Origin of the sequence: Kosakonia sacchari SP1 (assembly GCF_000300455.3) — a bacterium.
GTDB classification, from domain to species: domain Bacteria; phylum Pseudomonadota; class Gammaproteobacteria; order Enterobacterales; family Enterobacteriaceae; genus Kosakonia; species Kosakonia sacchari.
Genome location: NZ_CP007215.2, coordinates 1,300,130 through 1,313,430 on the forward strand (window position 1 = coordinate 1,300,130; position 13,301 = coordinate 1,313,430).

The window sequence follows — 13,301 nt, forward strand, 5'->3', positions numbered from 1 at the left end:
ACGGTAGCAGGCAGCAATAAGAAATATCCAGCTATCTTATTGTTTTAAAAACAAATGACTCATAACGTAACATGTTACATTACGGGCTGTGATCGGGTTAACAGCAAGGGTGAAGAACGTTGACTGCGCTTTGCGAGGCGCTTTCCAGAATTCATCGGCGGTTTTGTAATTGTCACGGTTGCGCATAATAATGTGTGAGCCTCTTTCAACAGGTTACTTAACCAGGGATAACGAATGAAACCGCTACGTTTTGCGGCGCTAACTCTTGCGCTCGTCACCACCTTTACGCTTGCAGGCTGCGATGATAACGATAAGCCTAAGGCCGCCAGCGCACCCGAATCGAAAGCTGCGCCTGCGCCAGAGCAAAAAACACCGTCGGCTGTCCCGCAGGATAAAGCAAAGCTTGCTGAGCTTGCCGCACGCAGCGAAGGCAAACCGTTAACCCTGCTGGATGCCTCCGAAGTGCAGCTGGACGGCGCGGCGACGTTAGTGCTGACCTTCTCGGTGCCGCTGGATCCAGATCAGAACTTTGCTTCCACCGTGCATCTGGTGGATAAAAAAAGTGGCAAAGTGGATGGTGCCTGGGAACTGGCGCCAAACCTGAAAGAGCTGCGCCTGCGCCATCTCGAACCGAACCGCGAGCTGCTGGTATCGGTTGATAAAGGGCTGTTGGCGCTGAATAAGGCTACGTTCGGTAGCGATTACGAAAAAACAATCACCACCCGCGATGTGCAACCAAGCGTCGGTTTCGCCAGCCGGGGTTCGCTGCTGCCAGGAAAAGTGGTGGACGGGCTGCCGGTGATGGCGCTGAACGTGGACAACGTTGACGTCAATTTTTACCGCGTGAAACCGGAATCGCTGGCCGTATTTATCAGCCAGTGGGAGTACCGCAGTTCACTGTCGAACTGGGAATCTGAAACGCTACTGAAAATGGCCGACCTGGTTTATACCGGCCGTTTTGATCTCAACCCAACCCGCAACACGCGTGAAAAACTGCTGTTGCCTCTTAGCGGTATTCAGCCGTTACAGCAAACCGGCGTTTACATCGCGGTGATGAACCAGGCCGGGCATTACAACTACAGCAATGCCGCCACCTTGTTCACCCTCAGTAACATTGGCCTTTCTGCGCACCGTTACCACAACCGGCTGGATATCTTCACTCAGGGGCTGGAAAACGGCGCTGCGCTCGCGGGCATTGAAGTGATGCTGCTGAATGAGAAAGGGCAAACCCTCGCACAGGCCACCAGCGATAGCGATGGTCATGCCACGCTCAGCACCGACAAAGAAGCGGCGTTGATCCTCGCGCGCAAAGCCGGTGAAACCACGCTGCTGGATCTGAAATTACCGGCGCTGGATCTCGCCGAGTTCGCCATCGCAGGCGATCCGGGCTACAGCAAACAGTTCTTTATGTTTGGCCCGCGCGATCTCTACCGCCCTGGCGAAACGGTGATCCTTAATGGTCTGCTGCGCGACAGCGACGGTAAGCCGCTGGCAGCGCAGCCGGTAAAACTCGAAGTGGTAAAACCGGACGGGCAGGTGATTCGCACGGTGGTCAGCCAGCCGCAAAATGGGCTGTATCAGTTTACTTATCCGCTGGAAGCCAGCGCGCAAACGGGCATGTGGCACATCCGTGCAAACACCGGGGATAATCTTTCTCGTGAGTGGAGTTTTCACGTTGAAGATTTCATGCCAGAGCGTATGGCGCTGAATATTACGCCGCAACCAGAGCCTGTTGAGCCTGCCGCAGATGTAGTGTTTAACATTGATGGCCACTATCTGTATGGCGCGCCCGCCAGCGGAAACAGTCTGCAAGGCCAGCTGTTCCTTCGGCCATTGCGCGAAGCCGTTCCCGCGCTGCCGGGCTTCCAGTTTGGCGATATTGCCGAAGAGAACCTAAGCCGCAGCCTGGATGAAGTGCATCTGACGCTGGATAAACAAGGACAGGGCGAAATCACCACGCCGAGCCAGTGGCAGGATTCGCACTCGCCGTTGCAGGTGATTTTACAAGCCAGCCTGCTGGAATCAGGCGGTCGCCCGGTGACACGCCGCGCAGAACAGGCCATCTGGCCTGCGCAAGCGCTGCCGGGTATTCGTCCGCAGTTTGCCTCTAAAGCAGTGTATGACTATCGGACTGACACCACCGTGAACCAGCCGATTGTTGATGAGGGCAGCAATGCCGCTTTTGACATTGTCTATACCGATGCCAGTGGTGTGAAAAAAGCGGTCAGCGATTTGCAGGTGCGCTTGATTCGTGAACGCCGCGATTACTTCTGGAACTGGTCGGAAAGCGAAGGCTGGCAATCACAGTTTGATCAGAAAGATCTGGTCGAAGGCGAACAAAGCTTGACGCTCAAAGCAGATGAAACCGGAAAAGTCAGTTTCCCGGTAGACTGGGGTTCCTACCGCCTGGAAGTGAAAGGGCCGGATGACACCATCAGTAGCGTGCGCTTCTGGGCCGGTTACAGCTGGCAGGACAACACCGATGGCGCCGGTGCGGCAAGGCCCGATCGCGTCACCATGAAACTGGATAAACCGGCCTACAAACCGGGCGATACCATCAAATTGCACGTCACCGCGCCTGCCGCAGGAAAAGGCTACGCGATGATCGAATCCAGCGAAGGTCCGCTGTGGTGGAAAGAGATCGATGTGCCGGCAGAGGGCGTGGATCTGAGTATTCCTGTCGATCAGAAGTGGCAGCGCCACGATCTCTATATCAGCACGCTGGTGGTACGCCCTGGCGATAAATCGAAATCCGCCACGCCAAAACGCGCGGTAGGTTTATTGCACCTGCCGATGGGCGATGAGAACCGTCGCCTTGACGTGACGCTCGACGCGCCGCAAAAAATGCGCCCTAACCAACCGCTGACGGTGAAAGTCAAAGCAGCGGTTAAAAACGGCGCCACGCCAAAACAAATCAACGTGCTGCTGTCCGCCGTGGACAGCGGTGTGCTGAACATTACCGATTATGTGACGCCGGATCCGTGGCAGGGATTTTTCGGCCAGAAACGCTACGGTGCGGATATCTACGATATTTACGGTCAGGTGATTGAAGGGCAGGGACGTCTGGCGGCGCTGCGCTTTGGTGGCGATGGCGACGAGCTTAACCGCGGCGGCAAACCGCCGGTCAACCATGTCACCATTATTGCTCAGCAGGCACAGCCGGTAACGCTTGATGAAAATGGCGAAGGTACGGTGAGCTTGCCAATTGGCGATTTCAACGGCGAGCTGCGCGTAATGGCTCAAGCCTGGACGGCGGAAGACTTTGGTAGCAACGAAAGCAAAGTGATTGTTGCAGCGCCGGTGATTGCGGATCTCAATACGCCCCGTTTCCTTGGCAGTGGCGATACTTCTCGCCTGACGCTGGATCTGACTAACCTGACCGATCAACCGCAAACGCTCACTGTCGCGTTGGCGGCGAGCGGCCTGCTGGCTCTGGAAAGCGGTCAACCGGAACCGGTTAAGCTCGCGGCCGGCGAGCGCACCACGCTGTTTATCCCGGTGCGCGCGCTGGAGGGCTTTGGCGATGGCGAGATTAGTGCGCAAATCAGCGGCCTGACCTTACCGGGTGAAACGTTCGCACCGCAGCAAAAGCAGTGGAAAATCGGTGTGCGTCCCCCGTTTGCGGCACAGACTGTCAATAGCGGTGTGATGCTCAATCCGGGTGAGAGCTGGCATACACCTGGGCAACATCTTGCTAATGTTTCACCCGTGACCTTGCAAGGTCGCTTATTGCTTAGCGGCAAGCCGCCGCTGAATCTGGCGCGCTACATCGAAGAGCTGCGTGCTTATCCGTACGGCTGTCTTGAACAGACCACCAGCGGGTTGTTCCCGTCGCTTTATACCAATGCCGCGCAGTTGAAAGCGCTGGGTATCAAAGGCGACAGCGATGAGCAGCGCCGCGCAGCGGTGGATTTGGGTATCTCCCGGCTGCTGCAGATGCAGCGCGAAGATGGCGGTTTCGCGCTCTGGGACAAGAGCGGGCCGGAAGAGTACTGGTTGACGGCCTACGTCACCGACTTCCTGGTCAGCGCGTCTGCGCAGGGGTATAGCGTGCCTATGGATGCGCTAAATAACGCCAATAATCGCTTACTGCGCTATTTGCAGGATCCTGCGGCTATGTCTATTCGCTATACCGATGACGCGCCGGCAACCAAGTTCGCCGTACAAAGCTATGCCGGTCTGGTGCTGGCGCGTCAGCAGAAAGCGCCGTTAGGCGCACTGCGTGAAATCTGGCAACGTCACGAGCAGGCCAAAGCGGCGCTGCCGCTGATGCAACTAGGTGTGGCACTTAAAATGATGGGCGATGCGCAGCGCAGCGAACAAGCGTTAGCGCTGGGGCTGAAAACGTCTCGCCCGCAGTCCGGGCACTGGCTGGCGGATTACGGCAGCGAACTGCGTGATAACGCATTGATCCTGGCGCTGCTGGAAGATAACAACCTGCTGCCACAGGAGCAGCCGCGTCTGCTGGCGACGCTCGCCGAGCAGGCCTACGGTCAGCGCTGGTTGTCGACACAGGAGAGCAACGCGCTGTTTATGGCCGGGCGTAATCTGCAAAACGCCACTGGCGCGTGGCAGGCACAAACCTCTCTGGATGTAGCAGGGCTCGGCGGCGATCGTCCGCAAAGCCGCAATCTCAGTGCCGATCAACTGGGGGCATTACAGGTTACCAATAGCGGCAGCACACCGCTGTGGTTGCGTCTCGACAGTACCGGTTATCCTGAACAGGCACCTGCGCCGTCCGGGAAGGTATTAAAAATTGAGCGTACGTTCCTGGGAACCGATGGTCGCAGTAAGTCGCTTTCGTCACTGAAAAGCGGTGAACTGGTGCTGGTGCGTCTTGATGTGAACGCCAGCCAGAACGTACCGGACGCGCTGGTGGTTGATTTACTGCCCGCCGGGCTGGAACTGGAAAACCAGAACCTCGCCGATAGCAGCGCCAGTCTGCAAGATAGCGGCAGTGAAGTGCAGGATCTGCTTAATCGCATGCAACAAGTAGATATCCAGCATATGGAGTTTCGTGATGACCGATTTGTTGCTGCGGTGCCAGTAAACGCAGGGGAGTGGGTCACGCTGGTTTACCTGGCGCGCGCGGTCACACCAGGCACTTACCAGGTTCCTGCTCCGCAGGTGGAGTCAATGTATGTTCCGCAGTGGCGGGCGACCGGTGCGACCAGTGGTCCGCTGATTATCGTACCGTAACGTGAGGATCGTACGTCTGATACGCACCTGCTGGCGCTGGCTGGTGGGTGTTCCGCTGCTATTGGTGTTGGGCGTTATGGCTGCCGACAAGATCTGGCCGCTGCCGCTTAGCGAGGTCGATCCGGCGCGGGTGGTGGTGGCCGAAGACGGTACGCCGCTGTGGCGCTTTGCCGATGCCGACGGTATCTGGCGCTACCCGGTTACTATCGAAGAGGTATCGCCTCACTATCTGCAGGCGCTTATCCAGTATGAAGATCGCTGGTTCTGGGCACATCCGGGGGTGAATCCCCTGTCGATTGCGCGCGCCGCCTGGCAGGATTTGCGTTCCGGCCATGTCGTTTCCGGCGGCAGCACGCTGACAATGCAGGTAGCTCGCCTGCTCGATCCGCATCCGCGTACTTTCGGCGGCAAGGTGCGTCAGCTATGGCGAGCACTGCAACTGGAGTGGCACCTCTCAAAACGTGAAATACTCACCCTTTATCTGAACCGCGCACCGTTTGGCGGCACGCTGCAAGGCGTGGGTGCTGCGAGTTGGGCTTATTTAGGTAAACCGCCGGCGAAGCTCAGCTATTCCGAAGCGGCGCTGTTAGCGGTTCTGCCGCAGGCACCCAGCCGCTTACGCCCGGATCGCTGGCCGCAACGTGCGCAGGCCGCGCGCGACAAAGTGCTGGAGCGCATGGTGTCGCAAAAGGTGTGGTCGGCAACGCAGGTGGCGGAGTCACGCGAAGAGCCGGTCTGGCTGGCTCCGCGTCAGATGCCGCAACTGGCGCCGCTCTTTGCCCGGCGGATGCTTGGTGAAAGCAAGGCGCTGAAAATCACCACCACGCTGAATGCCAGCCTGCAACGTCAGCTTGAAGATCTGGCGTTAAATGTGAAAAGCCGCCTGCCAGCGCGCAGCTCGCTGGCGATAATCGTCGTTGATCACACGGATATGAAAGTGCGCGGTTGGGTTGGCTCCGTGGATATCAATGACGACAGCCGTTTCAGCCATGTGGATATGGTCAGCGCCGTCCGTTCCCCGGGCTCGGTGTTAAAGCCCTTTATTTATGGACTCGCGCTGGATGAGGGGCTGATTCATCCGGCCTCGCTGCTACAGGATGTGCCGCGCCGGGTGGGCGATTATCGACCCGGTAATTTTGACAGCGGTTTCCATGGCCCGGTAAGCATGAATGAAGCGCTGGTACGCTCCCTTAATTTACCGGCGGTGCAGGTTCTGGAAGCCTACGGGCCGAAAAAATTTGCCGGAAATCTGCGCAACGTCGGTTTGCCGTTGATTTTGCCGACGGGAGCGGAACCGAATTTGTCGCTAATCCTTGGCGGTGCGGGTGCGCGGCTGGAAGATATTGCGGCCGCGTACACGGCCTTTGCCCGTGAGGGGAAAGCGGGAAACCTGCGCCTGACTCCAGACGCCCCGCTGATGGAGCGGCGGTTGATGTCGCCGGGTGCGGCGTGGATTATTCGCCGCATTCTCGCTGGAGAAGCACAACCGGTGCCAGATGAAGCGTTGCCGCAGGTAGTGCCGCTGGCGTGGAAAACCGGCACCAGTTATGGCTATCGCGACGCATGGGCGATAGGGATTAATGCCCGCTACGTGATAGGTATCTGGACGGGGCGACCTGACGGCACGCCCGTGGCCGGGCAGTTCGGTTTTGCCAGCGCGGTACCGTTGCTTAACCAGGCCAATAATCTGTTGCAGCCGCGTTCAGCGCTTGAACAGGCGAGACTGCCGCGCGACCCGCGCCCGCAAACGGTCAGCAGCGGCGTCATTTGCTGGCCGGGCGGGCAAAGCTTACCGTCTGGCGACAGCAATTGTCGCCGTCGACTCACCACCTGGCTGCTGGACGGTAGCCAGCCGCCAACGCTGTTATTGCCGGAGCAGGAAGGCGGGCACGGGATCAATTTCCCGCTCTGGCTGAATAAAGAGGGGCGAAGGGTTGCCGCAGATTGCCCGGACGCGCAGCAGAAAACATGGATCGCCTGGCCGTTACCGCTGGAGCCTTGGTTGCCAGCCGGTGAACGGCGCGCTGCCCGGTTACCGGCGGCGGATAAACGCTGCCCGCCTCGTGACGATAACGCACCGCCGCCACTGTTATTAAGCGGCGTGCGTGAAGGTGCGGTTATCAAACGCATTCCCGGACAGGCGTTTGCCTTGCTGCCGCTACAAAGCAGCGGTGGCGAAGGCAGTCGCTGGTGGTTTTTGAATGGTGAACCGTTAGCCTCGCATAACAACTTATTAAGCCTGAAACTTGATAAAAGCGGGGAGTATCAGTTATTGGTTATGGATGACGCAGGGCAGATAGCGACAGTGCAGTTTGCGGTGCAATAACCAATTAAATGGCGCTATTGGCGGGGAGTGTTGCTAAAAATAGTCTCATTTTAAAAAAATGTTACCTTCATCCATAGGCAACGCCCGTATTGCTCTTTATAATCCGCGCCACACCTATTCAGGGCAACAGAACAACTTACAGAGGTAAACATGGCTATTGAACGTACTTTTTCCATCATTAAACCGAACGCGGTGGCAAAAAACGTTATTGGCAGTATCTTCTCTCGCTTTGAAGCGGCAGGGTTCAAAATTGTCGGCACCAAAATGCTGCACCTGACCGTTGAGCAGGCGCGCGGTTTCTATGCCGAGCACGAAGGTCGCCCGTTCTTTGACGGTCTGGTTGAGTTCATGACTTCCGGCCCGATCGTGGTTTCCGTACTGGAAGGTGAAAACGCGGTGCAGCGTCACCGTGACCTGCTGGGCGCAACCAACCCGGCTAACGCGCTGGCAGGCACGCTGCGTGCTGATTACGCAGACAGCTTCACCGAGAACGGCACCCACGGTTCTGACTCCGTTGAATCCGCTGCGCGTGAAATCGCCTACTTCTTCGCCGAAGGCGAAGTGTGCCCGCGCACTCGTTAATCACTCGTTAAACGTGTAACGAGGTTTACACTTTAATTTGTGAAAAGCCGCGTGCAAACGTGGTATCTGCGCGTCAGAATTTGTACAATGCTGCGCCCCAGGATGAGCCGATGCTTTCCTGGGGCGCTTCTTTTTAACCCTCCACGGGCCACAACGTGTAATAACGAGGCCGGAATACATTATGACTGAACAAATTGTCATGCCTGAGAACGACGCTCTCACGGTGCCAAACAAAGATGCAAAAATTAACCTGCTGGATTTAAACCGTCAGCAGATGCGTGAATTTTTCAAAAACTTAGGCGAAAAACCCTTCCGCGCCGATCAGGTGATGAAGTGGATGTACCACTATTGCAGCGACGACTTTGATGAGATGACCGACATCAACAAAGTGCTGCGTAACAAATTAAAAGAGGTCGCCGAAATTCGTGCGCCGGAAGTGGTGGAAGAACAACGCTCCTCCGACGGCACCATCAAATGGGCGATTGCCGTGGGCGATCAGCGCGTTGAAACCGTCTACATCCCCGAAGATGATCGCGCGACGTTGTGTGTCTCTTCCCAGGTGGGATGTGCGCTGGAGTGCAAATTCTGCTCCACGGCTCAGCAGGGGTTTAACCGTAACCTGCGCGTTTCGGAAATTATCGGTCAGGTGTGGCGCGCGGCGAAAATTATCGGCGCGGCGAAAGTCACCGGTAGCCGCCCGATTACCAACGTGGTGATGATGGGCATGGGCGAGCCGCTGCTCAACCTGACCAACGTCGTTCCGGCGATGGAGATTATGCTGGATGATTTCGGCTTTGGTCTCTCCAAACGTCGCGTAACGCTCTCCACCTCTGGCGTGGTTCCGGCGCTGGATAAACTGGGCGATATGATTGACGTTGCGCTGGCCATCTCTCTGCATGCGCCAAACGACGAAATTCGCGATGAAATTGTACCGATCAACAAAAAGTACAACATCGAGGCCTTCCTCGCCGCTGTTCGCCGTTATCTGGAAAAATCCAACGCTAACCAGGGTCGTGTAACCATTGAGTACGTGATGTTGGATCACGTCAACGATGGCACTGAACATGCGCACCAGTTGGCGGAGCTGCTGAAAGATACACCGTGCAAGATCAACCTGATCCCATGGAACCCGTTCCCGGGCGCGCCGTATGGCCGCAGCTCTAACAGCCGTATCGATCGCTTCTGTAAAGTGCTGATGAGTTATGGTTTCACCACCATCGTGCGTAAAACGCGTGGCGATGATATCGATGCCGCGTGTGGTCAGTTGGCGGGCGATGTGATCGACCGTACCAAACGTACGATGCGTAAGCGCATGCAGGGCGAGCCTATTGAGGTCAAGGCACTATAATCATAAGTTGCAGCGCGAAGAATATGCTGCATTTTGTGGAAATGTCGACTATTTGGCCTGTACATATACAGGCCATTAATAATTACGGTGCGTTTCTCCTGACTTTAAGGCAGTATGTAGTGATGGAACAACGGCTTAGCAAAAAGTGCTGAAAGCTGTTCTGTTATGACGAGCCTGACAGTCCTATACTGTGGGCCAGGTTTAACCGACCCGGTTTTTTCGCGGCGCGTGTAGGCATTGCGGTTATGCGCGCCTGAATGTTTAATTTTCACGTACCAGTAGTTGTAGCGAATGAATACTGAAGCCACTCACGACCAAAATGAAGCACAAACCACTGGCGTACGTCTGCGCAACGCCCGTGAACAACTTGGACTCAGCCAGCAAGCGGTTGCAGAGCGCTTATGCCTGAAGGTCTCCACGGTACGCGATATCGAAGAGGACAGGTCGCCCACCGATCTGGCTTCGACTTTTGTACGCGGTTATATCCGCTCCTATGCCCGCTTAGTGCACATTCCTGAAGAAGAACTGCTGCCGATTCTTGAAAAACAAGCGCCGGTCAGAGCGGCAAAAGTTGCGCCAATGCAGACTTTTGCTTTAGGCAAACCGCGTAAAAAACGCGGTGGCTGGATGATGAGTTTTATCACCTGGCTGGTGTTCCTGGTCGCCATCGGCCTGACGGGCGCATGGTGGTGGGATAACCACAAAGCGCAGCAGCAAGAGATCACCAACATGGCGGATCAATCTTCTGCGGAGCTGAACGCAGGCAACAGCAACGCGCAAAGCGTACCACTGAATAACGACACCGCTGCAGCAGACCCGGTTGATAATTCCGGTACGCCTGTTGAAGCGCCAGCCCCGTCGGCGACGGCACAAACGCCAGCCGCCAGCGCGCCGCAAACATCTGCTACTACCGCAAATCAGAACACCGTTGTTGCACCGTCGCAGGCGAATGTCGATACCATGCAGCAGCCTACCGCTCCAGCGAACCCTGCACAGTTACCGACCGATCAGGCCGGTGTTGCGGGTGCACAAGCGGATACTAACGCACTGGTGATGAGCTTTACTGCCGACTGCTGGCTGGAAGTGAGCGATGCCACCGGGAAGAAATTGTTCAGCGGCTTGCAACGTAAAGATGCCACGCTCAATTTAACCGGCCAGGCGCCATATAAGCTGAAAATTGGCGCGCCGTCAGCCGTTCAGATCCAGTATCAGGGTAAACCTGTCGATCTGAGTCGTTTTATCAGAACTAACCAGGTTGCGCGTCTGACCCTCAATGCCGAACAATCAGCAGCACAGTAACAGACGGGCAACGCGGGAGATTTTTCATGCATAACCAGGCCCCGATTCAGCGTCGGAAATCGAAACGGATTTACGTTGGTAATGTGCCCATTGGCGATGGCGCGCCCATCGCTGTGCAGTCCATGACAAACACCCGTACCACGGATGTTGAAGCTACGGTCAATCAAATCAAAGCGCTTGAGCGCGTCGGCGCGGATATCGTCCGCGTCTCCGTCCCGACCATGGACGCGGCGGAAGCATTCAAGTTGATCAAGCAGCAAGTGAGTGTCCCGCTGGTTGCGGACATCCATTTTGACTACCGCATTGCGCTGAAAGTCGCCGAATATGGCGTTGACTGCCTGCGCATTAACCCCGGCAATATCGGCAACGAAGAGCGAATTCGCACCGTTGTTGATTGCGCGCGCGATAAAAACATCCCGATTCGCATCGGCGTTAATGCCGGTTCGCTGGAAAAAGATCTGCAGGAAAAGTATGGCGAGCCAACGCCGCAAGCGCTGCTCGAATCCGCTATGCGCCATGTCGATCATCTTGATCGCCTGAATTTCGATCAATTCAAAGTCAGCGTGAAAGCGTCAGACGTATTCCTCGCTGTTGAATCCTATCGCCTGCTGGCAAAACAGATTGATCAGCCGCTGCACCTCGGCATCACCGAGGCCGGTGGCGCACGTGCAGGCGCGGTCAAATCTGCAATCGGTCTGGGTTTGCTGCTTTCTGAAGGCATTGGTGACACGCTGCGTATTTCGCTGGCCGCCGATCCGGTGGAAGAGATCAAAGTCGGTTTTGATATCCTGAAATCGCTGCGCATTCGCTCGCGCGGCATTAACTTTATCGCCTGTCCGACCTGTTCCCGCCAGGAGTTTGACGTTATCGGTACGGTCAACGCCCTTGAACAGCGGCTGGAAGATATCATCACGCCGATGGATGTCTCCATTATCGGTTGCGTGGTAAATGGCCCTGGTGAAGCGCTGGTTTCCACACTGGGTGTGACCGGCGGCAACAAGAAAAGCGGCCTGTATGAAGATGGCGTGCGCAAAGATCGCCTGGATAACAGCGATATGATCAGCCAACTTGAAGCCCGCATTCGCGCGAAAGCGTCGATGCTGGATGAAGCGCGTCGTATCGATGTGCAACAGGTAGAAAAATAAGGTTGCTGGGAAGCGGCAGGCTTCCCGTGTATGATGAACCCGCCCGGCGCGACCCGTTGTTCGTCGCGGCCCCGAGGGTTCATTTTTTGTATTAATAAAGAGAATAAACGTGGCAAAAAATATTCAAGCCATTCGCGGCATGAACGATTATCTGCCTGGCGAAACCGCCATCTGGCAGCGCATTGAAGGCACTTTAAAAAACGTGCTCGGCAGCTACGGTTACAGTGAAATCCGTTTGCCGATTGTAGAGCAGACCCCGCTGTTCAAACGCGCGATCGGTGAAGTGACCGACGTGGTTGAAAAAGAGATGTATACCTTTGACGATCGCAACGGCGACAGCCTGACATTGCGTCCCGAAGGTACCGCGGGCTGTGTACGCGCCGGCATCGAGCATGGTCTGCTGTACAATCAGGAGCAGCGCTTGTGGTACGTTGGGCCGATGTTCCGCTACGAGCGTCCGCAGAAAGGGCGCTACCGTCAATTCCATCAGTTGGGTGTGGAAGTGTTTGGCCTGCAGGGGCCGGATATCGATGCCGAGCTGATTATGCTTACTGCCCGCTGGTGGCGCGAGCTGGGCATTGCTTCGCACGTTGCCCTTGAACTCAACTCTATTGGTTCGCTCGAAGCGCGTGCGACTTATCGCGATGCGCTGGTGGCTTTCCTCGAGCAGCATAAAGATAAGCTGGACGAAGATTGCCTGCGTCGTATGTATACCAACCCGCTGCGCGTACTGGATACCAAAAACCAGGACATCCAGGCGCTGCTGAACGATGCACCGAAACTGGGTGATTACCTTGATGACGAGTCCCGCGAACACTTCGCAGGTCTTTGCGCATTCCTTGATGCTGCGGGTATCACTTATACGGTCAACCAGCGCCTGGTGCGCGGTCTGGATTACTACAATCGCACTGTTTTCGAGTGGGTAACCACCAGTCTTGGCGCGCAAGGCACCGTTTGCGCAGGCGGTCGTTATGACGGCCTGGTGGAGCAGCTTGGTGGTCGCGCGACCCCGGCGGTTGGCTTCGCAATGGGTCTTGAACGACTTGTTTTGTTAGTTCAGGCAGTTAATCCGGAATTTAAAGCAGAATCCGTTGTCGATATATACCTGGTGGCGTCTGGCGCCAATACGCAATCCGCTGCTATGCAGTTGGGTGAACAGGTGCGCGATGTGTTACCTGGCGTACGGCTGATGATGAACCACGGCGGCGGCAATTTTAAAAAGCAATTTGCTCGCGCGGACAAGTGGGGCGCTCGCGTCGCACTGGTGCTCGGTGAAACTGAAATTGCCGACGGTAATGTTGTGGTGAAGGATTTACGCTCTGGTGAGCAGAGTACGGTAACGCAGGAGAGCGTTGCGGCGCATTTGCGCACACTACTGGGCTAATCTCCCCGGTGAATTATC

7 protein-coding genes are annotated in these 13,301 nt (G+C 56.2%); all 7 read left to right on the plus strand.

Annotated elements, in window-relative coordinates; all coding sequences use genetic code 11:
* Nucleotides 1-234 precede the first annotated feature (234 nt).
* The 7 genes from C813_RS29245 (at nucleotide 235) to hisS (ending at nucleotide 13,283) form a co-directional block, all read left to right on the plus strand.
* Nucleotides 235-5,199, plus strand: coding sequence for an alpha-2-macroglobulin family protein (locus tag C813_RS29245; protein ID WP_017458997.1), 4,965 nt, complete (start codon nucleotides 235-237; stop codon nucleotides 5,197-5,199).
* Between the two features lies 1 nt (nucleotide 5,200).
* The gene (gene pbpC, locus C813_RS29250; protein WP_040016506.1) at nucleotides 5,201-7,525 is read left to right on the plus strand and encodes a peptidoglycan glycosyltransferase PbpC; all 2,325 of its coding nucleotides are present in this window, start codon (nucleotides 5,201-5,203) and stop codon (nucleotides 7,523-7,525) included.
* 150 nt (nucleotides 7,526-7,675) lie between these two features.
* Entirely contained in the window at nucleotides 7,676-8,107 is a 432-nt protein-coding gene (gene ndk / locus C813_RS29255) for a nucleoside-diphosphate kinase (protein WP_017458995.1), read from the plus strand.
* Between the two features lie 181 nt (nucleotides 8,108-8,288).
* On the plus strand, nucleotides 8,289-9,455 hold the full coding sequence (locus tag C813_RS29260) for a bifunctional tRNA (adenosine(37)-C2)-methyltransferase TrmG/ribosomal RNA large subunit methyltransferase RlmN (RefSeq protein ID WP_017458994.1): 1,167 nt from the start codon (nucleotides 8,289-8,291) through the stop codon (nucleotides 9,453-9,455).
* Between the two features lie 291 nt (nucleotides 9,456-9,746).
* Nucleotides 9,747-10,754, plus strand: coding sequence for a cytoskeleton protein RodZ (gene rodZ / locus C813_RS29265; protein WP_017458993.1), 1,008 nt, complete (start codon nucleotides 9,747-9,749; stop codon nucleotides 10,752-10,754).
* Between the two features lie 26 nt (nucleotides 10,755-10,780).
* Nucleotides 10,781-11,899 carry a flavodoxin-dependent (E)-4-hydroxy-3-methylbut-2-enyl-diphosphate synthase gene (gene ispG, locus C813_RS29270; RefSeq protein ID WP_017458992.1) on the plus strand — a complete coding sequence of 373 codons (1,119 nt, stop codon included), beginning with the start codon at nucleotides 10,781-10,783 and terminating at the stop codon, nucleotides 11,897-11,899.
* 109 nt (nucleotides 11,900-12,008) lie between these two features.
* The gene (gene hisS / locus C813_RS29275; RefSeq protein WP_017458991.1) at nucleotides 12,009-13,283 is read left to right on the plus strand and encodes a histidine--tRNA ligase; all 1,275 of its coding nucleotides are present in this window, start codon (nucleotides 12,009-12,011) and stop codon (nucleotides 13,281-13,283) included.
* The last annotated feature ends 18 nt before the right edge of the window (nucleotides 13,284-13,301 follow it).

Bases quoted from the DNA above. Each gene is read 5' to 3' on its own strand.
- rodZ (WP_017458993.1), top strand. From the start codon at position 9,747: ATGAATACTGAAGCCACTCACGACCAAAATGAAGCACAAACCACTGGC.
- ndk (WP_017458995.1), top strand. From the start codon at position 7,676: ATGGCTATTGAACGTACTTTTTCCATCATTAAACCGAACGCGGTGGCA.
- C813_RS29245 (WP_017458997.1), top strand. From the start codon at position 235: ATGAAACCGCTACGTTTTGCGGCGCTAACTCTTGCGCTCGTCACCACC.
- ispG (WP_017458992.1), top strand. From the start codon at position 10,781: ATGCATAACCAGGCCCCGATTCAGCGTCGGAAATCGAAACGGATTTAC.
- C813_RS29260 (WP_017458994.1), top strand. From the start codon at position 8,289: ATGACTGAACAAATTGTCATGCCTGAGAACGACGCTCTCACGGTGCCA.